The 26150-nt window shown below is 38.5% G+C and carries 24 protein-coding genes and 1 pseudogene; 10 read left to right on the top strand and 15 right to left on the bottom strand.

The features are described from left to right. Positions 1–18: 18 nt before the first annotated feature. The 3 genes from CS898_RS00300 to CS898_RS00290 all read right to left on the bottom strand — a co-directional run bounded on the left by CS898_RS00300 (position 19) and on the right by CS898_RS00290 (position 3792). A complete protein-coding gene (locus tag CS898_RS00300) occupies positions 19–936 on the bottom strand; it encodes a DMT family transporter (RefSeq protein ID WP_099207704.1) in 918 nt (305 codons plus the stop codon). A gap of 123 nt (positions 937–1059) precedes the next feature. Then, positions 1060–3246 (bottom strand): 5'-nucleotidase C-terminal domain-containing protein, encoded by a 2187-nt coding sequence (locus tag CS898_RS00295; protein ID WP_099207703.1) that lies wholly within the window; start codon positions 3244–3246, stop codon positions 1060–1062. Between the two features lie 24 nt (positions 3247–3270). Beyond that, positions 3271–3792: a YcxB family protein gene (locus CS898_RS00290; RefSeq protein WP_099207702.1), complete on the bottom strand. Its 522-nt coding sequence runs from the start codon at positions 3790–3792 to the stop codon at positions 3271–3273. Positions 3793–3965: 173 nt separating this feature from the next. On the opposite strand from CS898_RS00290, the gene CS898_RS00285 reads away from it, so the two are divergent. Continuing rightward, complete coding sequence (locus tag CS898_RS00285) at positions 3966–4322, top strand: YccF domain-containing protein (protein ID WP_009431781.1); 357 nt, start codon at positions 3966–3968, stop codon at positions 4320–4322. Between the two features lie 59 nt (positions 4323–4381). On the opposite strand, the gene mnmA is transcribed toward CS898_RS00285, so the two are convergent. Both mnmA and CS898_RS00275 read right to left on the bottom strand, forming a co-directional pair. Continuing rightward, positions 4382–5482 (bottom strand): tRNA 2-thiouridine(34) synthase MnmA, encoded by a 1101-nt coding sequence (gene mnmA / locus CS898_RS00280; protein WP_009431279.1) that lies wholly within the window; start codon positions 5480–5482, stop codon positions 4382–4384. A gap of 11 nt (positions 5483–5493) precedes the next feature. After that, positions 5494–6615 (bottom strand): cysteine desulfurase family protein, encoded by a 1122-nt coding sequence (locus CS898_RS00275; protein WP_099207701.1) that lies wholly within the window; start codon positions 6613–6615, stop codon positions 5494–5496. 119 nt (positions 6616–6734) lie between these two features. On the opposite strand from CS898_RS00275, the gene glpK reads away from it, so the two are divergent. The 4 genes from glpK to CS898_RS00255 all read left to right on the top strand — a co-directional run bounded on the left by glpK (position 6735) and on the right by CS898_RS00255 (position 11473). After that, positions 6735–8222: a glycerol kinase GlpK gene (gene glpK, locus CS898_RS00270; protein ID WP_009431895.1), complete on the top strand. Its 1488-nt coding sequence runs from the start codon at positions 6735–6737 to the stop codon at positions 8220–8222. A 48-nt stretch (positions 8223–8270) separates the two neighbouring features. Further along, on the top strand, positions 8271–9860 hold the full coding sequence (locus CS898_RS00265; protein WP_099207700.1) for a gamma-glutamyltransferase family protein: 1590 nt from the start codon (positions 8271–8273) through the stop codon (positions 9858–9860). 64 nt (positions 9861–9924) lie between these two features. Beyond that, positions 9925–10812, top strand: a complete 888-nt coding sequence (locus CS898_RS00260) for a fructose bisphosphate aldolase (RefSeq protein ID WP_009431580.1) — start codon at positions 9925–9927, stop codon at positions 10810–10812. Between the two features lie 49 nt (positions 10813–10861). After that, positions 10862–11473 (top strand): arginine deiminase-related protein, encoded by a 612-nt coding sequence (locus CS898_RS00255; protein WP_099207699.1) that lies wholly within the window; start codon positions 10862–10864, stop codon positions 11471–11473. A gap of 31 nt (positions 11474–11504) precedes the next feature. Here CS898_RS00255 and CS898_RS00250 read toward each other — a convergent pair whose 3' ends face one another. The 6 genes from CS898_RS00250 to CS898_RS00225 form a co-directional block, all read right to left on the bottom strand. Beyond that, positions 11505–12998, bottom strand: a complete 1494-nt coding sequence (locus CS898_RS00250; RefSeq protein ID WP_099207698.1) for a recombinase family protein — start codon at positions 12996–12998, stop codon at positions 11505–11507. Then, the gene (locus tag CS898_RS00245; protein WP_099207697.1) at positions 12991–14661 is read right to left on the bottom strand and encodes a recombinase family protein; all 1671 of its coding nucleotides are present in this window, start codon (positions 14659–14661) and stop codon (positions 12991–12993) included. Before CS898_RS00245 ends, CS898_RS00250 begins: the two co-directional genes overlap by 8 nt. After that, positions 14661–16331 (bottom strand): recombinase family protein, encoded by a 1671-nt coding sequence (locus CS898_RS00240; protein WP_099207696.1) that lies wholly within the window; start codon positions 16329–16331, stop codon positions 14661–14663. The genes CS898_RS00245 and CS898_RS00240 overlap by 1 nt, the downstream gene beginning before the upstream one ends. 100 nt (positions 16332–16431) lie before the next feature. Beyond that, positions 16432–16653: a hypothetical protein gene (locus CS898_RS09850; RefSeq protein ID WP_000924587.1), complete on the bottom strand. Its 222-nt coding sequence runs from the start codon at positions 16651–16653 to the stop codon at positions 16432–16434. 477 nt (positions 16654–17130) lie between these two features. Continuing rightward, positions 17131–17541, bottom strand: coding sequence for a sigma-70 family RNA polymerase sigma factor (locus CS898_RS00230; protein WP_099207695.1), 411 nt, complete (start codon positions 17539–17541; stop codon positions 17131–17133). 269 nt (positions 17542–17810) lie between these two features. Further along, on the bottom strand, positions 17811–18332 hold the full coding sequence (locus CS898_RS00225) for a hypothetical protein (protein WP_306345819.1): 522 nt from the start codon (positions 18330–18332) through the stop codon (positions 17811–17813). Between the two features lie 188 nt (positions 18333–18520). Between CS898_RS00225 and CS898_RS00220 the strand changes: the two genes are divergently transcribed. The 5 genes from CS898_RS00220 to CS898_RS10205 are packed head-to-tail and all read left to right on the top strand — an operon-like array spanning position 18521 to position 21045. Then, complete coding sequence (locus CS898_RS00220) at positions 18521–18922, top strand: helix-turn-helix domain-containing protein (protein ID WP_004026815.1); 402 nt, start codon at positions 18521–18523, stop codon at positions 18920–18922. Positions 18923–18930: 8 nt separating this feature from the next. Continuing rightward, entirely contained in the window at positions 18931–19479 is a 549-nt protein-coding gene (locus tag CS898_RS00215; RefSeq protein ID WP_099207694.1) for an ImmA/IrrE family metallo-endopeptidase, read from the top strand. 8 nt (positions 19480–19487) lie between these two features. Then, positions 19488–19970: a ligand-gated ion channel gene (locus CS898_RS00210; RefSeq protein ID WP_099207693.1), complete on the top strand. Its 483-nt coding sequence runs from the start codon at positions 19488–19490 to the stop codon at positions 19968–19970. After that, positions 19963–20859: a virulence RhuM family protein gene (locus CS898_RS00205; protein ID WP_234975982.1), complete on the top strand. Its 897-nt coding sequence runs from the start codon at positions 19963–19965 to the stop codon at positions 20857–20859. The genes CS898_RS00210 and CS898_RS00205 overlap by 8 nt, the downstream gene beginning before the upstream one ends. A gap of 9 nt (positions 20860–20868) precedes the next feature. Beyond that, positions 20869–21045, top strand: coding sequence for a hypothetical protein (locus CS898_RS10205; protein ID WP_234975981.1), 177 nt, complete (start codon positions 20869–20871; stop codon positions 21043–21045). Positions 21046–21131: 86 nt separating this feature from the next. On the opposite strand, the pseudogene CS898_RS09925 reads toward CS898_RS10205, so the two are convergent. From CS898_RS09925 to CS898_RS00190, 4 genes and pseudogenes are all read right to left on the bottom strand, one after another. Continuing rightward, positions 21132–21297 (bottom strand): annotated as a pseudogene (locus CS898_RS09925) (sigma-70 family RNA polymerase sigma factor); the annotation flags it as partial. A 9-nt stretch (positions 21298–21306) separates the two neighbouring features. After that, positions 21307–23043, bottom strand: a complete 1737-nt coding sequence (locus CS898_RS00200) for an ABC transporter ATP-binding protein (protein ID WP_099207692.1) — start codon at positions 23041–23043, stop codon at positions 21307–21309. After that, positions 23036–24757, bottom strand: a complete 1722-nt coding sequence (locus CS898_RS00195; RefSeq protein ID WP_099207691.1) for an ABC transporter ATP-binding protein — start codon at positions 24755–24757, stop codon at positions 23036–23038. The genes CS898_RS00200 and CS898_RS00195 overlap by 8 nt, the downstream gene beginning before the upstream one ends. 37 nt (positions 24758–24794) lie before the next feature. After that, positions 24795–26147: an MATE family efflux transporter gene (locus CS898_RS00190; protein ID WP_099207690.1), complete on the bottom strand. Its 1353-nt coding sequence runs from the start codon at positions 26145–26147 to the stop codon at positions 24795–24797. Between the last annotated feature and the right edge of the window lie 3 nt (positions 26148–26150).

Genomic DNA, 26150 nt, shown 5'->3' with positions numbered 1-26150 from the left:
TTCTCTCCTTTTTATTTTTCAGACAGTTTTTCCTTCTCCATCCTGGTTTTGAGTCTTAAGCCTTTCTTTTTTCCCAGGTAGTTCCATAAGGATGACACTGGCCAGCATTAGGAAGGCTCCAAAATAGGCCCTAGGCAGGAGGACTTCCCCCAAGAGGATATAGGCAAAAATACTGGCAAAGACTGGCTCCAGGGAAAAGATAACCCCTACATGGCTGGCCGTAGTATCTCTTTGGGCCAAGGTTTGGAGGATAAAGGCCAATCCTGTACAGAAAACCGATAAGAAGATCAGGGCAAACCAGGTCATTCCACTAGAGGGCAGGCCCGGTTTTTCAAAGATGGCCATCAGGACCAGGTTAATCAAGCCTACAAAGAGGAATTGGTAGGCACTGAGGCTAAAGGCATCTTGGGGGGATTTTCGCACGGTCCTTTCCGTATAGAGGAGGTGGTTGGCATAGGCCACAGCGGCCAAGATGGATACCAAGTCTCCCTTTAGGGTGGACATCTGGATCTTAAAGTCCTCTCCCAGGGTCAAAAAGGCGATCCCGATAAAGGAGACAATAACGCAAAAAATTGTCTTTTTACTGGGGGCCTTGCCATAGTAGAGGGTGGCAAAAATAGGGGTAAAGATCACCATCAAGCTGCACAAAAAGGCTGTATTGGACAGGGTGGTGTACTTAACCCCCATGGTAGAGCCAAAGTAGACGCAAGATAGGATGGCCCCCATGATAAAACTATGTTTTAAAATATCTCCCTTTAAGGGTGCCAGCCGGCCCCGTCCCAAGACCAGGGCAAATCCAAAGGCTATAAAAAACCGGTAGGCATTCTGCCCGTAAACTCTCAGGTCCTCCATGACAATATCCACTAGGTAGTAGGAAAGTCCCCAGGTCAAGGCAACAAAAAGAAGGCTTAGGTCTGCCTTCAACATTTTACTCATAAAATCTCCCCCTATTGACTAATATTTTACTCGATATAGGGGGGATTTTCTAGGCCTTTGTCAAATTCTCTTAGATCTTATAAACATAAAAAGGGAGGGGTTTCCCCCTCCCTTAAGACTAGCTTAGGCTGCTTTCTTGTCAGCGGCCTTCTTGTCTTCTTGTTTTTCTACTTTTTCTTTGGCATCTTTTGGCTTTTCTTGGTCTTTTTTGGTCCAGGTGAAGTTTTCACTTAAGTTGTAAAGGATGCTGGCCAATTCTCCTCGAGTAGCTCCTTGTTTTGGTAGGAAGTTTCCTTCAGGAGTTCCAAAGATTAAACGGCCGGCTACGGCATTGTAAATGGCTTCTCTAGCCCAAGATCCAATTTCCTTGTCGTCCTTGAAGTTTTCAGGTAAAAGAAGGACAAGGGGTTGTTTTTTCAGGTTAAAGACATAGCGAGAAATCATGGATGCCATTTCTTGACGGGTGATTTCTTGGTCTGGTTTGAAGGTTCCGTCTTCAAATCCACTAACAACCTTGTTGGCAGCTGCCCAGTTGACATATTTTGTATACCAAGTGTCGCCTTGGACGTCTTTAAAGACATTTTTGTCAGTTCCTGTTAAGGGAGCTAATTTTTCTTCAAAACGGCCCAGGGTTGTTACAAACATGGCTCGGGTTACCTTACCATTGGGATCAAAGGTTGTCTTAGAAGTTCCTGCAAAGAGGCCTTTTTCTACTGTATAGTTGATTTTGTCCTTGGCCCAGTGCTTGTCAATATCTGTAAATCCAGTGCTTACTGCTTGTTTTTCTTCCTTGGCTGCTTCTACAACTCTACCTTCTACTTTTGCCTTGATGGGAGAGTGTTTTTGGATATATTTTGCTAAAACTTCAGAAAGAAGTGGGTAGGCACCGACTTCCTTGCTGCCCTTAAACATTTCGTATCCGTCGCCACCAACTGCCATAAAGTCGTTAGTTACTAGGCTGTAAGTCTTGTTGAGGTCAAGAGCTTGGCCCTTTACCTTGACATCGAAAACTCTTTGGCCTGGAGCTTGCTTGCTGTCATATTTAAAGGTCATTCCACCAACATGGGGGAATTTACCGACAACTTCAGGAGCCTTGTCTACTCCATATTCTAGGGCCTTGAGGATGGTTTCTCCTGTTACATTAATTTTTACAGGATAGTTGGCAAAGGGGAAGGAAGTAATGACTTGTTCCATGGTAATGTCTCCAGTTGGAATGGACGCACGAATTCCTCCACCATTGGTAATGGCTACATCTGCTCCGGATACATCCAACATGGCGTCTGTTAAGAGGTTGCCCAGGTTGGTTTCTCCTGTACGAACTTTTTCTCTTTCTCCTACTAGGTCTAGGTCTGTCCGGCCCACAATTTTTTCTAGGATGGGTTTGTTGGACTCTTCTACTTTTTTAATCAGGTCTAGGACTTTTTCATCTGGAGTCAAAGTCTTTAGAGTGCTGTAGGGAACTAGGCTGGCATTTTTATCTACCAGTTTATTGTCTTTAAAAGTCAAGGTTACCTTACCTACGTTGTGGAAGTGTTCTCCTGTTTGAGCAATTAGGGTGTCCCCAACCAGTTTTCCTTGGTCTAATTTTGTATGGGAGTGACCATCGATAATGAGGTTAATTCCTTCAACATTTTTTGCTAAAAGATCAGACCGTTGGCTACTGGATTCATCTAAACCTAAGTGGCTTACACAAACAATAGCGTCTACATTTTTTGCCTTAAGGGCTTGGACTTGTTGTTTGGCTACGGTGATATAGTCTAGGAAGTCTACCCCAACAGTATTTAAGGGGTTAGATTTAGTCTTTGTTTCTGGAGTGGCTAGGCCGAAGAAGCCGATTTTCAAACCGTTGATTTCTTTGACATAGTTGTCTCCCAACAAGAGCTTGTTTCCCTTCATGACATTGGCTGCAAGAGTTTGGAATTTACCAGCTTTGGCCAATTCTACCAGGCGGTCAGCCCCGTAGTTGAAGTCATGGTTACCAGGTGCGAAGACATCTGTGCCTGTTTCATTCATTAAGTCTACAATGGATTGTCCCTTGGAAATGGTTGCAAAGGTTGTTCCGTGTAGGGTGTCCCCTGCATCTACCAGGATGGCATTATCAAGGGTAGACTTGAAGGTCTTTAGCTTGGCATAGCCCAGCTCTTCTTTCTTTTGGTCTTCTACTCCACGACCATGGGTGTCGTTGGTGTGAAGAATTGTCACAGTTTTTAATCCAGTGCTTTCTGCTGCTTGGATTGGTCCCAGGTTGATGAGAGATCCCATCAGGACCACAGCAGCTAGAGTCATGGACAATAACTTCTTGTGTTTCATTTTTTCCTCCTTAAGATAAAAAAACTATTTATTACTAAAAAACCCTCTTGGTTTTCTAGGCAGGTTGTTAAAGGGCCCCTGTAAAAGAGCTTGAAAATCTTGCTCCTTTTCCGGGGTCAGAGCATCTTTTGGTAGGTAAAAACCTGAATTCTTCCCCATTTGGAAAATATAGAGATTTTGGCTTGTAAAGATGCGTTCAATATTTTTATAGTCAATCCTCAGGTGGCTTTGACCTTGGTGGATTTCCAGATAGTCTTCATAAAAGCGAACCAGAACCTTGTCTTCTTCTCCTGCTGAGGCCTTGACCTGGCTCTTGTATTCCTTTAGGGTCAAGGGTAGAACGAAAAAAGCCACGGCCAGGGACATCAGCCCTGCTGCCAAAAGACTCCCGGCAGTGAAGGTGCTTCCATCCCGGTAGGATAGAAAGGAAAAAACCAGGCCTGCCAGGCCAACCAGGTAGGCCCATTGGATGAGACGTTTTAAAAGGGCCTTTAAAAATTCCTTGGGGTAGGCCTCTTGGTCTTGGTAAAATACACTTAGTTTCATAAGTCCTCCTTGACTCTAGTATACAGGATAAGGAGAGGTAAAAAAAGTTAAATTTTCTTAAAGGAAAGATGTCAAATTCATGTCAACTTCTTTATACTTCTTGTCAAAGACTTGTCTAAATTGCTTGTTTTTCTTGCTTCTTTTTATTAAGATAGGAAAAAAGGAGGTTGGTCATGAATTGTTTGGGCAATATTATCTGGCTCATTGTTGCGGGTTTTTGGCAGGCCCTGTCCTGGTTTTTTGTGGGGATTTTGTGGTCGATTACAATTGTGGGGATTCCCATTGGTCGTCAATGTTTTAAGTTGGCCCGACTCTCTCTTTGCCCCTTTGGCAAAGAAGTAGCTCACGGACCCAAGGACCATGTCATCTTGAACCTGCTTTGGTTGATTTTCGGCGGCCTAGAACTGGCCCTGGCCTTTCTAGTCCACGGCCTGGCCCTCTGTGTCACCATTATCGGCATCCCCTTTGGCCTCCAATGCTTTAAACAGGCTCGCCTGGCCCTTTTCCCCTTTGGGGCTTCTGTCCGGTAAAAGTCTTGTTGACTTTTCTAAAATAAGCATAAGAAAACTCCAGCCTAGGCTGGAGTTTTTTATTGGTATTGTCTTTTTTCTCCCTGAAAATAGGCTTCATCAATGAGGCCACCTCCCAGGCACTCTTGGCCTTGGTAGAAGACCACGGCCTGGCCCGGTGTGACACCCCGAACCTTGTCTTTAAAATGAACCAGGGCCTTATCTCCCCTTAGGTCCACATGGGCGGGAACATCTTTTTGCCGGTAGCGGACCTTGACGGTACAGTCAAAGCTGTCTCCCGGGGCCTGGCCTTGGATAAAGTTCAGGTCACTGGCCAGGCAGGAATCGGAAAAGAGGTTGGGATGGTTTTTCCCTTGGCCCACATAGAGGGTCTTGGTCTTTAGGTCCTTGCCAATGACAAACCAGGGTTCTCCACTTTCTCCTCCACCACCAATGCCCAGGCCTTGGCGTTGGCCTATGGTATAGTACATGAGGCCATTGTGCTTGCCCATGACCTTGCCATCCAGGGTCACCATCTGACCCGGTTGGTTGGGAAGGTAGTTGGCCAAAAATTCGTTAAAATTTCTCTCTCCGATAAAGCAAACTCCTGTGGAGTCTTTTTTATCTGCCGTTGCCAGGTCCAGGTCCTTGGCTATGGCTCGAACCTGGGCCTTGGTCAGGTCTCCAATGGGGAAGATGGCCTTTTGTAATTGGTCCTGGGAGAGTTGGGAGAGGAAGTAGGTTTGGTCTTTGTTGTCATCTGCCCCTCTTAAGAGGTGGACCTTGCCCTCTGAGTCCCGGCTGGTTTGGGCATAGTGGCCCATGGCAATGTAGTCGGCTCCCAGGTTCATGGCCGAGTCTAAAAAGGACTTAAACTTGATTTCCTTGTTGCACATGACATCAGGATTAGGGGTCCTGTCTTTTTTGTATTCATTTAAAAAGTAGCTAAAGACCCGGTCCCAATATTCCTTTTCAAAATTAATGGAGTAGTAGGGTATGTCCAGTTGGTCAGCAACCCGGGCCACATCTTCATAGTCTCTTTCTGCGGTACAGACCCCAGATTCATCGGTGTCGTCCCAATTTTTCATAAAAAGGCCTATGACGTCATAGCCTTTTTCCTTCAATATATAGGCGGCAACAGATGAGTCTACGCCGCCGCTCATTCCTAGTATTACACGCATCTTTATCTCCTTTAAGCTTTAACCAGGGCTTGGACCAGCTGGTCTATTTCTTCTAGGGTATTTTCTCTTCCAAAGGACAGACGGATACTTTCCAAGCCCCTGTTGGGGTCTTGGGGGTAGATGCTTTCAATGACCCGACTGGGGCCCAGGGCTCCTGCAGAGCAGGCAGACCCTGCTGATACATAGATATCCTCCATGTCCAATTTCATCAATAATTCTTGGGCCGGGACGCCCTTGATCCAGAGGTTTAGGATCTTTGGAGATTCCTGGGCCAGGTGGTTGACTGCAAAGTCCAAACCTCCTTGGCTTAAGCCCTGGATACAGGCTTCTTTTAGGGCCTGGCAGTGGGCCTGGTCTTCTTGGCTTCTTCTATAGGCCATCTCCAGGGCCTTGGCCAGGGCTTGGGCTCCCGGCACATCTACTGTTCCTGCCCTTAGGTTAAATTCTTGGCTCCCTCCCCGGTGGTAGGCCATGAGGGGGGCCTTGAGGTTTTTTGTGGCTAAAAAGCCCATGCCCTTGGGGCCATAGACCTTGTGGCCTGAGCAGGTTAGGCTGGTATAGTAGGTGGACTTTAGGTCCACTTCCTCCAGGGCCATGGCTTGGACTCCATCGATGTGGAAGTAAATATTCCGATCCTTGGCTTCTTGGCCCAGTTGGGTCACAGGCAGGATGGACCCAGTTTCATTGTTAACGGCCATACAAATCCAACCACAGGTCTTTTGGTTTGTAGCTTCCAGGAAGTCTTGGACCTGGATGTTTCCATTCCTGGGGGCTACTTCTATTATCTTAAAGCCCAGGGTCTTGAGGTAGTCCAGGGTCTTTACCACAGCAGGGTGCTCCAGGCTGCTGGTGACAATTTCGTCCTGGCCAAAGGCCTTTCTATGGGCCAAGGACTGGCTCCATAGGGCCCAGTTGTTGGATTCCGTAGCTCCGGAAGTAAAGTAGATATTCCGGTCCTCCAGGCCAAAAATTTCGGCAATATCTTCCCGGGCCTGGCGGAGTTTTCGACTGGCCTTTTTCCCCAGCCGGTAGAGGCTGGAGGGATTGCCGTAGTCTTCTTTTAGTTCTTGGATATAAAGCCTTAAAACTTCCTCATCAAGAGGAGTTGTGGCTGCATGGTCTAAATAAATCATTCTATCACCTTTTTAGTATTATACCACAGCCAGCTTCTTGTCGTTAGCCTTCCTAGGGGCTATTTTTTTCACTACCAGGTCGGGTCTGTGGTACAATAAAGGGGAAAGGACTGATTGAATTGGCATATTTCTTAGCCCTAGATGCTGGCACCACCAGCAACCGGGCCCTTATCTTCGACGAAAGCGGCCAGGTCGTCTCCATGGCTCAAAAGGAGTTCCCCCAATACTTTCCCCAACCAGGTTGGGTGGAGCAAAATCCCATTGACATCTACTCCACCATGTCGGGAGTGGCTGCAGAGGCCTTGGCCAAGGCTTCTCTTGGAGCTGAAGACCTGGAGTCTATCGGGATCACCAACCAAAGAGAAACCACTATTTTGTGGGACCGAAAAACGGGTCTTCCTGTCCACAATGCTATTGTTTGGCAGTGCCGCCGGACGGCTCCCTTAGCCGATGCCTTAAAAGAGGCTGGCTATGTGGATATGATTTTAGAAAAAACCGGTCTGGTTGTGGATGCTTATTTTTCCGCAACAAAAATTAAATACCTCCTGGATAAGATTCCCGACCTGAGAGACCGGGCCAAAAAAGGAGAAATCGCCTTTGGAACGGTGGACTCCTACCTCATGTACCAATTAAGTGAGGGGCAAATCCATAAGACCGATGTATCCAATGCCTGCCGGACCATGCTCTTTAATATTCACAGTAAGACCTGGGACCAAGAACTTTTAGACCTCTTGGATATTCCCAGGGAAATCCTGCCGGAAGTCTGCCCTTCCGCCGGCTATTTCGGATCGACTTCCTCCTCCTTCCTGGGCCATTCCCTTCCCATTACCGGGGTCTTGGGGGACCAGCAGGCGGCCCTTTTTGGCCAATCCTGCCTGGAAGCCGGAGAGGCCAAGGCCACCTATGGCACCGGGGCCTTTGTCTTGATGAATACGGGCCCAGATCCCATTATCTCTAAGAATGGCCTCTTAACCTCCATTGCCTGGGACATCAAGGGTCAAACTTCCTATGCCCTGGAGGGGTCCATCTTTGTGGCAGGATCTGCTGTCCAATGGCTCCGAGACCAAATGGGCTTTATGGCCCATTCCGAGGAATCGGAAGAAATGGCTCTTTCTGTCCCAGACACCAATGGGGCCATCGTGGTTCCCGCCTTTACCGGCCTGGGAGCCCCCTATTGGAACCCCTATTGTCGGGGGAGTATTTTCGGCCTTAGCCGGGGGGTCAACAAAAACCACCTGGTTCGGGCTACCTTGGAGTCCATTGCCTACCTAACCCATGATGTGGTCCAAGCCATGCAGGAGGACAGCGGCTTAAAGAGAAAGCTCTTAAAGGTAGATGGAGGCGCTTCCAACAACAACTTCCTCATGCAGACCCAGGCAGACCTCTTGCAGATTCCTGTCCTAAGACCCCAGTGTACGGAAACAACAGCCCTGGGAGCCTTTCTCATGGCAGGCCTGGGGTCTGGCTATTTTAAAAACTTGGCCGACACGAAAAAAATTTGGCAAAAAGACCGAGAATTTCTCCCTGGTCTGTCTCCAGAACAGAGACACTTGGGCCTAAACCGTTGGCACAAGGCTGTCAACCACTGCTTGAATTTCAACCTGTAAATCCTTGTCACAAGAGGGATTCAATGGTATATTTTAAAGGAGGTTACAATGGATTTTAACCCACATGTCTACCCCTATCCCTCCCGGCGTCCTGTGGTCTACGGCCGGGCCATGACCGCTTCTTCCAACCCCTTGACCTCCCAAGTGGGCCTGGATATTTTAAGGGCCGGAGGAAATGCTGTAGATGCTGCCCTGGCCATGGCTGTGGCCATGACGGTTTTGGAGCCTACTTGCAATGGCTTGGGGTCAGACCTTTTTGCCTTGGTCTACAAGGATGGAAGGCTCCATGGCCTCAATGCCTCAGGTTATGCTCCTGGAAGGGCAAGCTGGCAAACTTACCAGGACCTAGGCTATGACCAGGTCCCAAGTTTTGGGCCTTTGTCCATTAATATTGGCGGGGCGGTAGATGGGTGGATTGCCCTATCCCAGCGTTTTGGTAGGCTTCCCTTCCAAGAAGTCTTTCAACCGGCTATCTCCTATGCCCGAGAGGGCTATCCGGTATCAGAAACCATCTCCGTCCTTTGGGAGAAGGAATTTGAAAAATACCGGGGTTTGGATATGGACCTAGCCCCTCTTTTTGACCTTTACGGGTCTAAGCAAGAGGCCCCCAAGGCCGGTGAAATTTATAAAAATACTGGCTTGGCCCAGACCTTGGACCTCATTTCCAAGACCCAAAGAGGGGAATTTTACGAGGGAAGCCTGGCCCGTGGTTCTGCCCAATACATACAGGACCAGGGGGGCCTGGTGGATTTTGAGGACTACAAAAACTACCACTGCTTTTGGACAGACCCCCTCTCCACCAACTATCGGGGATATAAGATCCACGAGCTTCCTCCCAACGGCCATGGCATTAGTGTCCTTATGGCCTTGGGGGTTTTAAACCAAGCCCCAGTGGGCCAGGAAGAGGACTTTTTACACCGGCAAATTGAAGCCACCAAGTTGGCCATGTCCCTAGCAAGAGACTATGTCTGTGATCCGGACTTTTTGCCCCGGCCCTGCCAGGACCTCTTAAGTCCCAGCTATCTCAAGGACTTGTCTACAATGCTCACAGACCAGGCCCAGGACTTTTCCTGTCTTCCTTCCAGTCCCTCTACCGTTTATTTAACGGCTGCTGACCAGGAAGGCACCATGGTAAGCCTAATCCAATCCAACTACGATGGCTTTGGCTCGGGCCTAGTCCATCCAGATTTTAGTATCAGCTACAACAACCGGGCGGCAAATTTCGTCCTGAACCCCAACCACCCCAATTGCCTGGGGCCCAGAAAGAGGTCCTACCACACCATTATTCCAGGATTTATTACAAAAGATGGACAAGCAGTGGCTAGCTTTGGCGTTATGGGGGCCTTTATGCAGCCCCAAGGCCACGTCCAAGTCCTGTCCAATCTAATCGACAAGGGCCTCAACCCCCAAGCAGCCTTGGACTGTCCTCGTTGGCAGTGGCTAGGGGGAAAGACCTTGGAAGTTGAAAGTGACTTCCCTCCCCAACTTATGAAAAATCTCATAGACCGGGGCCATGACCTGAGCCTAGCCAAGGACTCCTATGCCATGGGTCGGGGGCAAATTATTTTACGTTTAGAAAACGGCATCTACTGCGGAGGTACAGAAAAACGAACCGATGGCCACATCGCTGTCTTCTGACTTGCTTAAGAACTTGCCGTTTGGGTATATAAGAAAAAAATGTGAACAAAGAAAGGATGTATTCATGAACCAAGAAATGAAGGACCAAATAAAAAATGGTAGGGGCTTTATCGCCGCTTTAGACCAAAGTGGAGGAAGCACCCCCACTGCCTTGAAACGCTATGGCGTTTTGGAAGATGCCTATTCCAATGAAGAGGAAATGTTTGACCTGGTCCACCAAATGCGGACCCGGATTATTACCAACCCCGCCTTTACCAAGGATCATATTCTAGGAGCCATTCTCTTTGAACGGACCATGGATTCTGAAATCCAAGGCAAGCCAACAGCTGACTACTTGTGGGAAGAAAAACACATTGTTCCTTTCTTGAAAATAGACAAGGGCCTTGCCGACCTTGAAAATGGCGTCCAAAGAATGAAGCCCAACCCAGGTCTGGATGCCCTTTTAGACAAGGCTATTGAAAAACACATCTTCGGAACCAAGATGCGCAGCGTTATCCAATCCTACAACGAAGAAGCCATTGTAGGCATTGTAGACCAACAATTTGATCTAGCCCGTCAAATCATTAAAAAGGGTCTTGTTCCCATTGTAGAGCCAGAAGTTTCCATTGACTCTCCAGAAAAAGAAAAATGTGAAGCCCTCTTGGTCAAGGAACTGAAAAAACACCTAGACCAATTGGAAGAAGGACAAGATGTCCTCTTAAAATTAACCCTTCCCAACATTCCAAACCTATACCAAGAACTAACCAAGCATCCTAGAGTTTTAAGAGTTGTTGCCCTATCCGGTGGCTATAGCCGGGAAGAAGCCAATGACAAGCTGGCTAAAAATGAAAATGTCATTGCCTCCTTCTCCAGAGGTCTAACCGAAGGCCTATCCAAGCAACAAAGCGATGAAGAATTTACCAAGACCTTGGAAGCATCCATCCAAGATATTTACGAAGCCTCAATGAAATAAAAGGCAAAGACCCTTGGCCTAGGCCAGGGGTCTTTTTTTAGGAGAAATTATGAAGAGAAAACAAGCAAGCCATGAAGTTTTAATGGTGGAGCCCTCTTGCTTTGCCTTTAACCAGGAAACTGCCGTCAACAACCTCTACCAACACCAGGACCAAAAGCCCCTAGACCAGGTCCAAAAACAAGCCCTGGAAGAATTTAAGACCTATGTCCAGGCCCTGAGAGACCGGGGAGTCCAGGTCCATGTTTTTAAGGATTCCCCCAACCCAAGGACCCCGGACTCTATCTTCCCCAACAATTGGTTTTCTACCCATGCTGGAGGCCACCTGGCCATCTATCCCATGTTTGCCAAAAACCGTCAGGCGGAAGTGGATAAGTTTTTGCCCCAGCTGGAGGACCTCCTCTTAAGGGACCTCCCCCAAGGCTCCATCTACCGAAAGACCGACTACCGGGAAAATGGAAAAAAATCAGCCTATCTTGAAGGAACCGGATCCATGGTCCTGGACCGGGTCCATAAGATAGCCTATTGTGCCCTATCCCCCCGGAGTGACCGGGCCCTTTTTGAAAGTTTCTGTCAGGACTTTGCCTATGAAGCCGTCCCCTTCCAGGCCTACCAAGCCCTCTCATGTCAAGCTTATGACAAAAAAGGGTTTATAGTTATGTAATTTAAAAGAGAGTGATTGATCACTCCCTTTGCTACTTCCATATTATGTTCAACACTTCATTTCCTTCACAGAATACTGAGTCTATATATTTCTCCATCAATTCTCTGGTAAGTTTAGTGTTGTCTATTACTTCTTTTTCTTCTTTTGCTTTTTGTATTTTTTCTTTTATTGCTTGTATTTCTTCATCTATCAAATTTTTAGAGTCAATGAATTTTTGTCTATTCATCTTGCCTAATTTATACTTCTCAAAATTTTGCATTTTCTTAGCTTCAAGATCTTCGATAGATTTTTCCATAGGTTTAACTTTTACTTTCTCATCCTTGATTGGATCTTCTAAACCATATTTTTCCTTTATTGCTTCAAATACTTGCTCTTCAAGGCTTCCTGCTCTTGAGTTCTTATGTTTTACATTATTACACTTACATATCCTACAAGTAAAATATGTGTGAACCCTTATAGTTCCATCTTGTCGTTTTCTTTTTGATTGAGTACATCCTAGAATGTGATTACAAGTTGGACATTTTGCAAAACCTTGTAGTGGAGATTTTTTCCTCCATTCATAATCGGTGTTTTTACCTTTCATAAATAGATTCTTCTCCTTAATCTTCTGAACTTTTTCAAAGTCTTCTTTAGATATAATAGCTTCATGGTTATTCTCAACTCTTCCCCATTCTTCTTTTGGTTTGAATTTAAAAGAAGAGGGATTTAACACTGACTTATCTTGCATATTAAAAGTGTAAGTTCCAGTATAATTTTCATTTGCTAATACATCTATTACATTGCCATTAGTCCATGTTGGTCTAGGTTTTTTCGCAGTTCTAATTATTGAATATTCAAAGTCAAGATTGGTTAATTCGCTCTTTCTTTTTGATGGTGTCGGAATTTTTTCTTCATTTAATATCTTAGCTATATTTCTTGAAGATATACCATCAAGTGCAAGTTTGAAAATCTCCTTTACTATCCAAGCTGTTTCTTCATCAACTATGATTTTATGTCTGTCATTAGGATCTTTCATATATCCCAATGGTGGACTCCAAGCTAAAAATTTTCCTTGTTTCTTAAGTGTAGTCATAGATGACTTTACCTTTTCAGAAATATCTTTTGTGTAGAAATCATATAATAGTCCCTTAAATTGAATATCTAAATCTGTTCCATTTCCTTTTTCTTTGTTGCTATCATAGCCATCATTTATGGCAATGAATCTTACTCCTAGGAATGGAAATATATTTTCAAGGTAATCTCCAAGGGTTATATAATCTCTCATAAATCTGGACAAGTCTTTTACAATTATCGTCTGGATATTATTTTTCTTTACATCTTCCAGCATTCTTTGAAAGGCTGGTCTATTTTCATTTGTTCCAGAATATCCATCATCGACATATTCTTCTCTTGTGAAGATCTTAAATTCTTCATTCTTGTCGAGATAATCGTTTAGATATGCTCTTTGGTTTATGATACTTTCACTCTCATCAGTCTTTATCATATCTTCAACGGATAATCTAATATAAAGAGCAATCTTACTCATCGTCTGTTCCTCCTACCAAATTATCTATATTGAATTTAAAGACTATTTCAAATTCGTGTTTATCATAAACTATTATTTTTTCAATTAAGCTATGGATTAAATCACCAGGTAGCTTTTCCAAATTCTTTGAAGCATATAAATCATTTATCCATTTTGTTGATTTTAATCTTTCTTTTTTAAGCTTTGAGATATTAACTTCAATTGCTGAAATCTCGTTATCAAATGTAGCCATATGACTTTGAGCAATCTCTCTTCTTAATAAATACTCATCTCTATCAATCTTACCTAGGCTATATTCTTCATATGCTCTTTGAATGATATTTTCTTCATTTAGATTTTTTCTTTTAAGATTTTCTATGTCTTTCTTAAAAGTATCTATCGCTTTATTAAATCTAGCTTTAATTCGATTAACAAATTTTGTCTTGCTAGTTGTCTTCATAATAAATTCAGAAATTTTATCACTAATAGCCTGATCTAAATCTCTTTCCATGATGAATACTGATTTTTCGGGTTTTATACTTCCGCTAAATCTTTCGTTCTGAAATGAATAGTAAAGTCTATCTCTATTCTTACCATAGATACGCGTTCTTCTATTAAGTTCTTTGCCAGTATTATTATTGATTACAAGACCTTTAAACCTGTTCTCATAGTCCCTATTTTCAAAATTGTGCATTGGCGAACTGAAAACATGATTTTTCTTTCTCTCTCGTCTTTCTCGTAAGATTCTTTCGTGAACTTCCTTAGAAATGATTGCTTCATGTGCATTCTCACAAATTATATACTGACTTTCATCTACAAAATGTTGTTTAATTCCTTTTGCTAGATTTTGTTGCTTAACTCCTTGTACTAAAGTCCCCGTATAAGCTGGGTTTGTAAGCATTTTAGAAATTGTCCCTTTATTCCATTCAGGATCATCGTCTTCTCTGTAAATTCTCCCAGTTTTATAATAAATCATTCCAGGAGCATATCCCTTTTCATTAAAATGCTTTGCGACTTCATATTGGCTTTTGCCTTGAAGAGTTAAATCAAACATCTCTTCTACGATAAATCTAACATTCTCATCGATTACAAGTTTTTGACCTTCTTTAGATTTTTTAATCTTATACCCGTAAGGTGGAACAGATCCAATAAAGTATCCGTTTCTTGCTCTGTTGTGTTTTGAGGTTTTTATCTTAACTGAAATATCCTTAGCATACATATCGTTGATAATATTTTTAAGAGTAACCTCAAAAGATTTCTTTGAATCTGTTTCTTTGACTGTATCCAATTTATCATTAACTGAAATAAATCTAACACCTAAAAATGGAAAAACTTTATCAATCAATCTTCCCATTTCGAGATATTCTCTTCCAAGTCTTGATAAATCTCTGATAATAATGCAATTGATTCTTCTATCCCTAATATCTTGCATCATATTCTGAAATGATGGTCTTTCAAAGTTTGTCCCACTATATTCATAGTCAGTGTAAACTTCTAAAACATCTATATTTTCTTTTAATGCATATTCTTTACAAGATAGGATTTGAGTTTCTATTGAGTATGATTTTTCTCTCCACTCTTCTGTTCTTTCGTTAGATAGTCTTGTATAAATTCCGGCCTTAAAGACTTTTCTTTCTGTCTTTTCACTTTTCTTTTCAATATATCTTTTGGAAGTTCTTGCCATTATAAAACACCTCCAACTAATTGCATTGGAGTCTTGTTTTCAAGAGCATTTCCAAAGACCTTATTTATTGAAATCAAATTCTTCTTTACATCGGACTTACTTTCACTTTCTTCTTTTATAAGAGTCTTCAGTAAGTTAACTGTTTCCAAATTATTGAAGACAAAATTAATCTCATTGTTTTCTCCAATCTCAATCCTATCTATAAAAGATACGATTGTTAGCCTATTTAGGCTACTTAAATCAGTGGGAACAATTTCAGAAAGCAAACTGTCCTTGTTTTTCATCTTTTCTTGCAAGTTGGCAAGTATATTTTTCTTTGTAGCAATTTGTTTCTCTATTTCCCTGATCTTAATAAGATAATTTTTTCTGAACCTTTCAAACTCTTCAGAAGTTATAAGTTCGTCTTCTAAGTCCATATATAAAGATTGTCTAAGTCTTTCATACTTTCTTTTTTCTGAGTTTAAGCTTTCAAAGTCAATATTAAATGTAACTTTTGATACATCTAACTTATTAACTTGACTTAGTAGTTCATTATATTTTTTTAAATAATCTTTAAGTGCAAAAAGAGTCATATCCATTAGATAGTCTTCTTTTATACTATGTCTTGTGCAATCTCCTTTGTTATTATAATGAGAACAAATATAAAAAATATTATATCCATTCTTGGACTTAACCTTTCTTCTAACCATTGAAGACCCACAATCTTTGCAATAAAGCATTCCTGATAAAATATGTGGTATATCTGCCGATTGTTTTACATCTCGAAGCATCATCTTATTAGCCAAAGCATAAATGCTTTTTGAAATAATAGGCTTATGTGAGTCGTTTATTACAATCCAATCTTCTTCATTTACTTCTACTTCTCTCTTAGACTTGTAATTTAGTTTTCTAGTTTTCCCTTGTTCAAGCACTCCTATATAGACCTTGTTTGTAATAATCCTATTGACCATTTTTGCGTCCCATTTAGAGTCTTTAACAATAAAACCAGTAGTATGATTATCGCCAGAATTTTCTTTATGCTTAGATGGTGTTACACAACCTATGCTATTTAAAAAATCTGCAATGGCTTTAGATGAATAACCGTCTATCTTCATATTGAAGATTCTTTCAATTATGTGTGAAACTTCTGTATCAACGACTAACTTATGTTTGTTTTTGCTATCCTTCTTATAACCAAAAGGAGCAAATGCACCAATAAATTCACCATTCTTTCTTTTAATCTCTTTTGAAGATTTAACCTTCATTGAAATATCCCTACAATAAGAATCATTAATAAAGTTTCTTATAGGAAGAATTAGATGTGTATCGCTTACATCTGCATTTTCACTATCATAGTTATCGTTTACGGATATAAATCTTATACCTTTTTCTGGAAATATCTTTTGTAGATATTTACCTGATTCGATATAATCTCTCCCAAAACGGGATAAGTCCTTCACAATAATTGTTTTGAACTTCTTTTCTTCAAGATCTTGAATCATCTTCTTGAATTTTGGTCTGTCAAAATTAGATCCTGAAAAGCCATCATCTACATATTCAGCAACAACTTTAAAATCATTGTCCCTTGCATATGATTTGATAATCTGTCTTTGATTTGAAATAGAGTTACTTTCTGTGCTATCTCCATCCTCTCTCGATAAACGAAGATACATACAAGCAAATTTTTCCATCACAAAACCTCCTTAATTTGTATTTGGGCAAATAGTCATTAAGGAGTTCTTCTACCACTTATATTTTACCGCACCCAAGTTTTTAAGTCAGCACCCCAGCTTATAGTCTTATACAAGCTCTACATAAATAAAGTTCTACAATATCTAGTAAGTCGAGGGACTCTTTATCACTTTGAGTGTAAGTAATTTTTTTAGAATAATCTTCTTTTGATATTTGCTCTTTAGGTTTATATTTCTTCTTTTCTTTTGTATTCATAGGTTTTACCTCACAATATAAAATTAAAGTTTTTTGACATTGACAAGTGCCTTGGATTAGCAACATAGGAATCTCACCTCCGCCTCTATTCAGGATGAGCCGGCTTCAACCTTAGAAGTATCATTATCCTCATTTTCTTCATAGCGAATAGGGTATCCCTCCCTATATTCAAACTCTTACTTATCGCTCCCTTTCTTCTTCCCTTGCTTTTAGCTTAGCAGTACTTGTTTTGCCGAATTATTCAGCAGAAAGATCTTGGCGGATAGGTTATCACGCTCCAAAAATGATTAACGTCTTGTCTTGGTCTATTCAATTGTTAAGGTTCAAAATTTATCGAGAGTTATTAATCTTTTTTTAAATTTGACCATCAGAAAATACTTATCTTGATGAAACAAAATTGTTTAAAATTACCCTCTTATACTTAACAGTGAAAAGAAGTCTTTCTTGGTAACCAATTTTCAAAAATAAATTTGGATAAATAAAAAGATCCAATTCCCACTGCATAAGTAACAGTGAAAATCAGACCCTCTTGGTAACTGTCATCTAAAAGTCTTCTAGCATTTCTTTTAGTTTTTCTAAGACTTTATTACGCCTTTTAATAACGGCTGGATGAGAAATATTCAGTTTAGCAGCTACTTCTCTAATTGTTTCTTCTTTATAAAAAAGACTTTCTATCAAATCCCTTTCAACAGGATTGAGTTTAGAAATAGCTCTTCTTACTTCTTCAATCATTTCCTTTGTTTCGATAATTTTTTCAACATCAAATTCCAGATCTTCTAAATTTTCTTCAAAATTACCATCATGATCATAGGAACAAAAAAAGAAACAGTTATTTAACCTGTCTCTTCTCGTTTGATATTTCTCTTTGTTCAATTCACTATGATAAGCAAGATATACTTCCTTGCTAACAAATACTTTCTTTCCTTCTACAAATAAATAATATTCTTTGTCCATTAATTTTTCCTCCTTGCCCGCATGAATTTCTTTTGTTTGAAAATGAAATTCACACAAGGAGGACTTCTAATTCTATGCATATATTCTCCTGGGCATAAAAAAAGACCGAAAGAAAATAAATTCTTTCAGTCAATAAATGCCAATATTAAATTTAGGTGCAAACCACCCATCATGGATATTATATATGCACTTAAGTACACATAAAATTCGTATATGGTACTTTTTTCATTCGGAAATAGTACGCAATAAGTTCGTCATAAATTAATTTCTTAGATGTTCATTATTTCTTCAATGCTACGACCGTCTTTAAGTTGGCTAATAGCAGTCGGTAAAGTATATCCCCAAATTATTACACCTACCAATGCAATTGCTTCCTTCTTTCTTTGATAATAAACAGTTCTCTCTAAAGACATACTTCTCATACAAGCTTCATCAGTAATCTTTTTTTCAGAAATGTAGTAGTTATAAATAATCTTATGATAGATTTCTCCATACTCTGGATATACTTTTAGCCTGACACAAGCGTCATAAATTATTAAAAGCATAAGCTTGCTATCCATTACATTGGCTACTCTGTTATTAAACTTTTCTTCAACTTTTTCTGGAGCAAATGTAGAAAGATACAAGTAAGCAGATTCTGAAGTTGATCCATAGTTTTCTTTACTCTCAAACATCATAAAATTTGCCCTGCTATCTACTGCCCAGGTAACTTGTCTATATAAACTTAAAATAAGTTTTGCAGCTGAACTAATCTCTTCAAATTTCAAGTTGCTATCTACATACATGTTCATTATATTCTTTAAAGTTTTACTTATTCTCAATCTAATCACCCCAATACAATTTATTTACAATCCTGAATGTTTGTGCTATAATATGAATATAAGTTCAGTTTGTATTATATCTCAAATTGAAAAATAATTCAAGCACTATTGTTCGTATTAAAAGTTATAAATGCACATTAGTACAGGAGGTTAAAGTTATGGCTTTTGCGGATAGATTAAAGGAATTTCGTGAAAAAGAAAAGTTAAGTCAAGCAGATTTTGCAAAAATGATAGGAATAAGTACAAGAACTCTTGTACATTATGAAGACGGAGAAAGATACCCAAGAGATGTCGAGGTTTACAAAAAAATAGCTGAAGTTATGGACTGTGATTACAATTATCTTCTAGAAGAAAGTGACGAGTTTTTAAATCGAGTTTATAACATGGGTGGCAAAAGAGAATTAGAAAAAGCTAGAGCATTAACTGAAGGTCTAAGCTCTTTATTTGCAGGTGGAGAAATTTCTGATGAAGATAAAGATGCTGCTTTTGAAGCTATTACTCGTGCTTATTGGGAGGCTAAAAGAGAAAATAAGAAATACGGTCGTAAGAAAAAAGATTAGGTGATTTTATGAGTATGAATCGCTATATATATGATAAGGTTAATCGACTTATAAAAAAATATAAGACACGAGATCCTATCGAATTAATAGAAGCTTTGAATATTAACCTGGTATATCTACCTAAAACAGAAATACTTTTAGGAATGTACCATTATATTCAAAGGAACAGATTTATTTTTATCAGTAGCAACACAAATTTTAATAGAAAGACTATATTAGCACATGAATTAGGTCACGATCAACTACACAGAGATTATTGTATGAGTGGTGGAGCTTTTCATGACCAAACAGTGCTAAACCCTACAAATAAATTTGAAACTGAAGCTAATATTTTTGCAGCTCATTTATTAATTAGTGATGAAGATGTCCTAGATAACATCAATGATCAAGTTTGTGATTATGAAATCGCTGGAAAGTTAGGTGTAGATATAAATTTACTAAATCTAAAAATTTCTGAGTTAGCAAAAATGGGCAAGTTTAATAAACCAATTAATGTTAATACTCCTCAGGGAGATTTTCTCAAAAACTATCGCCCTGAACATGATGATTATTATTAGGAGACTCTATGGGAATTTTTATTGCAGGATATTTTTTATTAATCCTTTCTGGAATAGTTTTCTACTATCTCATCTCTACCTACTCTGTAAAAATCTCAGCATTTTTAATTGATTTTATAGTTGTAGGTTTAGGATTTTATATATCCATAAAAGATAAGTTAGATAACAAATTAGCTATTCCCCTTTCAATCACAGTAGTAATAATTTATGGAATATTGCTAGTCTTAATAAATCAAAAGCTACCAAAAATCAGTAAACTTTTAAACTATATAATTGCTTTTATAGGATCATCAGTCGCTCTATGGTTGGCACTTGATTTTATAACAAACACTCTAGCCGCTTTTAAAATAATAGGTCAAACTTATCATCAATTACCAATCACAAAAAGTATGATGATAAATTCCTTTATACATTATGTAATTGTATTCTTGATTAGTATTCCAGTGTTTAAAGGTAGAATGAAATTTATACTTGGAGGAAATTATGAGTAAAGAAATGGATAAAAATAAAGATGAAAATCATGATAAAAAAGAACTTCAAATCAGATCTTCCGCTGCTGAATACTTGACTTTTATTGCAGCTAATGGTGATGATGGGGAAGCTATCGAAATTAGATATGAAGATGAAAATATTTGGCTTACTCAAAAGATGATGGCAGCTCTTTATGATGTTAGTGTAGCCACAATAAATGAACATCTTAAAAAAATCTATGCCGATAGTGAATTACAAGAAGAAGCAACTATTAGGAATTTCCTAATAGTTCAAAAAGAAGGTTCTAGAAATGTTTCAAGGGAAACAAAACACTACAACCTACAAGCAATTATTGCAGTAGGCTTTAAAGTAAATAACGAACGTGCAGTCCAATTTAGAAAGTGGGCAAACCAAATTGTAAAAGATTTTACAATTAAAGGTTGGGCAATGGATGATGAAAGGCTCAAGAATTCTGGTACAAAACTTACCAAGGATTATTTCGAAAAATTACTTGTAAAAATTCGTGAGATTAGATTATCTGAGAGAAGATTCTATCAAAAAATCACAGATATTTATGCCACATCTTTAGACTATGATCCATCTGCAAAAGCAACAAAAAGATTTTTTGCCGCTATTCAAAATAAATTGCACTATGCAATTCATGGAAAAACTGCAGCTGAATTAATTGTAGATAGAGCCAATCACAAAACTAAAAATATGGGACTTACTACTTGGGAAGGATCACCAGATTCAAAAATTCATAAATATGATGTAGTCGTTGCAAAAAATTATCTAAACGAAGAAGAATTAAATCAAATGCAAAGAATTGTTTCATCATATTTGGACATGGCAGAACTGCAAGCAGAAAGACATATCCCTATGACTATGGAAGATTGGGAAAAAAGATGAAATGGATTTTTGCAATTATGGGATAAAGAAATTCTAAACGATTCAGGAAAAGTATCTGCAGCTCTTGCAAAAAAGCACGCAGAAAGTGAGTTTGAAAAATATAGAATTATACAAGATAGACTCTACAAAAGTGATTTTGATAAATTCTTGGAATTAGAAGATGATACTAAAAAATTAGAAGAATAACTTAATATACGATTAACGGGGTCTGTAAATAATTTTGTGTATCAACCTAAATCCTGATAAAAGGGTAAGGGTTGATACATTTTTTATGCTTCAATCATCATTTGTGTTGCGACAACTTTTTCTACATCAACATTTTCATCTTCTAGATTATCTTTAAAATTCCCATCTTGATTTAGTGACGAAAAAAAAGAGCAAGTGATTTTTCTTGTCCACCTGCTCTAAATGTTTTTCCTGTTCAAAGACTTTAAATATTTCTTTCTATTAATTATTTAACTTCCATGATTCTGCCTTAGCTTTTGCATTTATAAGGTCAGAATAAAGTCCATTATTTTTAATCAGTTCTTCATGATTTCCACGTTCTACTATTTCTCCATCTTTTAAGACTAAAATCTGGTCAGCATTTCTAATTGTCTTTAGTCTGTGGGCAATCATAATTACCGTCTTATTTTTTGTTAATGATTCTATTGCTTCTTTAAGTTTATCTTCATTTTCTGGATCTATATTTGCAGTTGCCTCATCAAAGATAATTATGTCTGCATCTTTTAGCATAGCTCTTGCAATGGAAATTCTTTGTTTTTCTCCACCAGATAGACTTGCTCCACCTTCTCCGATGATAGTGTCATAGCCTTCTGGTAAAGCTTCTATAAATTCATGACATCTTGCTTTTTTAGCAGCCTGAACTACTTCTTCATGGCTTGCATTTTGTTTTCCAAATTTTATATTATTTTCAATTGTATCTTCAAATAGATATACATCTTGAAATACCATAGAAATAGAATTCATTAAGTTTTCTATCTTATAGTCTTTTATATTTTTTCCACCTATTAAAATTTCGCCAGAATTTACATCCCAAAATCTCGCTATGAGATTACAAAATGTTGTCTTACCAGATCCAGATGGGCCGACAATGGCAGTCATAGTATTTTCTTTTATCTCTGCTGATACATTTTTTAAAATTGGTCTATCATCATAAGAAAAGCTGACATTTTTAAAGACTATATCATGATTTTTTATAGACTCTGTAATACTTCCTTCTCTCATATCAGGCATAGAGTCGATAAAACCTACAGAATCTATAGCATTTTCGCAAGCTCTTAGGATTGCCATGTTTGATCCTGCCCCGATTAAGCCTTCAAAGATAATAAAGGATGCCATAATCATAAGAATTGTTTCAGCAAGTGGAAGTTCACCAGATAAATTTAATTTTAATGATACATAGACCATAGCTACTGTTGTTATTCCCATTACAATTCTTTGGATAACTGTGTAAGGTGCTACAGATATTTCTAAATCTAAAAGTATATTTGATGTATCTTTTATAGACTTTCTCAAAGCTCTGTTATTTTCTCCACCAAGATTATAGGATTTTATAACCTGCATTCCTTGTAAAGTTGCTAATACTTCTTTTGTAAGTCTTGTTTGTGTTTCTGTCATTTTGTCTGCATTAGCTGATGATTTTTTCTCCATCATTGATGTAACGATGAAAAATACTACCACACCTGCTACAGCAACCAGTCCTACCTTTACATTAAAAATTAAAGTTCCAAGGACAAAGACTAAAGTATTTAAAACTCCACCAAGTACAAGAACCAAAAGCATAGGCACCCACATTTCTGCTTGGGAAAGTGAAGATGTAGCAATAGTAGTTAATCTTCCTAGTGAAAAGCTTGAAAAGAACCCCATAGGAACTCTTTTTATCTTTTCTCCTATTTCTATTCTCTTGTGAGCTGCCATAAAATATCCAGCGTGTGTTTGTGCCATTTGTGATGATTTTTGTGTCATTATTTTTCCAACAAGGGATATAACTAATATTCCAAGACAAACAAAGATAGCCTTATAGTCTAAAGTTTTAGAGAAAATATTTACCAACATATAGTAAATTGCACCAAATTGTAGAGCATTAAAGACTGCATGAAAGAATCCAGCCAGAATAGATTTTTTAATATTTGCTTGTTCTTCCTTAGAAAAATTCCATATCTTTTTAAACACCTTAAGCATTTTCATCACCCCTTACATTGGCAGCAACCATTTCCTTATAAAGCTCTGATGACTTTAATAGTTCTTTATGATTTCCATAAGAATCCAATTTACCATCTTTAATAACAAATATCTTATCTGCATCAACAATTGTCTTTAACCTATGAGCGATTATGATTAAAGTTTTACCCTTAACTAGATTTGCCAAGGCGTTTTGTATGAGAGCTTCATTTTCGGGATCTATATAAGAAGTTGCTTCATCTAAAATTACGATTGGTGCATTTTTTAGCATGGCACGAGCAATAGATATTCTTTGTCTTTCTCCTCCAGATAGATGACCTCCACCTTCGCCAACTCTTGTATCATAACCATTAGATAGATTCATAATAAAATCATGGCAGGCAGATTTTTTACATACATCTATAATTTCTTCGTCAGAGGCATTCTTATTTCCAAGCCTAATATTTTCCTTTATAGTCATATCAAAGAGGAAATTGTCTTGGGATACAAAAGAAATAAGTGAAGACAAGTTTTCGAGCGACACATCTTTTGTTTCTACTCCGCCAATTTTAATAGATCCATTATCTACATTCCAAAACCCAGCAATAAGTTTTGCTATTGTGGACTTGCCTGACCCAGAAGGACCAACGAGGGCTGAAACAGAAGATTCTTTTATTTCCATAGAAAGATTATCTATAACCTTATTTTTTCCATCGTAAGAAAAGTCTACGTCTTGAAGTTCTATATTATAGGATTCTATTTTTTCTCCCTTGTCGATATTTTCTAACTCTCTTGAATCTAAAATCTTCCCTATTTCAGAAGTTATAGTTGATATTCTTGACATGTCGTCCATATAGTTCATGATTTTTAAAATGCTAGAAACCGTAGCAAAGGATAAGACGATTAAGGTAATTAAATTTCCTAAATCAATACTTCCATTTATATAAAATAAAATCCCAAAGGGTATGATGGTAATAATTCCCATAGGAGAAAGTAATCTACCTATGGCAACCCTATTCATAGATTCACCCATCCAGTTATAATAAAAGCTTGCATTGTCATAAACTGCATCAGCATATTTTTTATAAGATGATTCGCTTTGATTAAAGGTCTTTATTACTTCTATCCCATTTATATACTCAACAATGGAATTATTCATATGTTGACCAATTGCAACTGACTTTCCAAACATTTCCTTATAATGAGCATTCATAACAGACATCATAATAGACATTCCTACCACAAATGGAATTAGTGATAATAAAGTTAAACGCCAATCTAGTGTAAACATGTAAATAAACAATAGAATAGGTCCTACTAAATTTGCCGTAAATTCTGGCACTAAGTGGGCAAGGGATGTTTCCATAGAATCAACTTGCTCAACTATAATATTTTTTAATTCTCCAGATGATCTTGATAGTACATCTCCCAATGGCATCTTGAAAAGTTTCTTAGAAATATCATTTCTGATTTCTCCTAATGAGTTAAAAGTTGCGGTATGGGAAATACTTGTTGATATTCCTGCTGCCACTTCTTTAATAACAAATGTTATTAAAATATTTATGCATAGTGGAGTATATAAGCTAATATCCCTTATGCCATTAATCAAATTCACAATAATTTTCGCCATGTATATATAAGAAAAAAGCCCAGCCACTACTCCAATTATTGCCAGTAAGATTGACATAAAATATGAGCCTTTTCTTTTATTTACATATTCTTTTACTAAATTCACTTTAAAACCTCCTTTAGTAATATTTTTAAATAGTTTATTATATTTTTTTTATTTCAGAGGGCATTCTATTAAGCTCTCCAATCATCATTGCTATTCCAGCTAAAATCATAATTAAATCTACAAGAGGTTCAGCAAACCATACTGCCTTAACTCCAAATGTCATTGGTAGAATAATCATGGCAGGAACGAATAAAAATAATTGTCTTAGCATGACGATTATGCCTGCCTTTTTAGCATTTCCTATTGCTTGGAAGAATGTTATAGACATAACCATTACTCCATATAAGATAAATATAGAATAGAATAGTCTAAAGTTTCCTACTCCCTGAGTTATAATACTTTCTTCTACTCCAAATAGGGAAAGGATGTTTTTTGAAAATAATAAGACTGGTAGCCAAAATATGGCTGCAAGAACAAGTCCTCCAATGGAGAATACCTTCATTGCCTCCTTTACCCTGTCATATCTTTTTGCTCCAAAGTTTGTACCAACAACAGGTTGCAAGCCTTGACTCATTCCCCAAAGTGGAATAAAGGAAAAGGCATATATTCTTAAAGTTGCTGCCATTAAGATAGCATTTGTATCTCCTCCATATTTAAAGGACATTTTGTAAAGCATGGTCTGCTGAATCATAAATAAAACTTGCATCATCATGGCAGATGTTCCGACAGCAAACATTTCTTTTTTTACTTCTGGCTCAGACTTTATTTTATTTATTTTTACAACTTTACTCTTGTTTTTGAAATAATGTAACGTAATGGCTGCTTGGACAAATTGTGCTGTAATAGTTGCAAGTGCAGCTCCTTCAATTGCATATTTTCCCATTAATTTCATTAGAATGGGATCAAGAATTATGTTTAAAAAAGCCCCTAGCCCCATAATGAGCATTGCTTTTTTCATTAATCCTTCTCCACGCATAACCATGTTTGCTGATTGAGTAAAGTTTACAAATAAAGAACCAATAAAAATTACTCGTAAATATCTGATACCATATTCTTTAATTTCTCCACTTGCTCCAACCATATCTAAAAAATGTGGTGCAAGTAGAATCCCACCTACTGTGATAATAGCTGAGAATAGAATAACCCAAAAGATTAAATTCCCCATAATTTTATCAACTGTTTTTTGGTCGCTCTTTCCTATAGCTCTTGATAAAACCGATGCTGACCCTACACCAATTAGGGTAGATACTCCGCTATTGAAAAAAGTAAGTGGCATAGCGACACCACAAGCTGTCATTGCAGTTTGCCCTATAATATTTCCTGCAAAAATTCCATCCATAAGTGGATAAAGACCTATTACTATCATTCCTATTACAGCAGGGATAGATAATTGAAAAAGTAGGTCTATAGGTCTTTTGCTTAATAATTGTTCTTTCATATCTTGTTTCAAAAA

Origin of the sequence: Urinicoccus timonensis (genome assembly GCF_900232945.1) — a bacterium.
GTDB classification, from domain to species: Bacteria; Bacillota; Clostridia; order Tissierellales; family Peptoniphilaceae; genus Urinicoccus; species Urinicoccus timonensis.
Note: the sequence above shows the minus strand (reverse complement) of the source record. Positions and strands in the feature narration are given on the sequence as shown.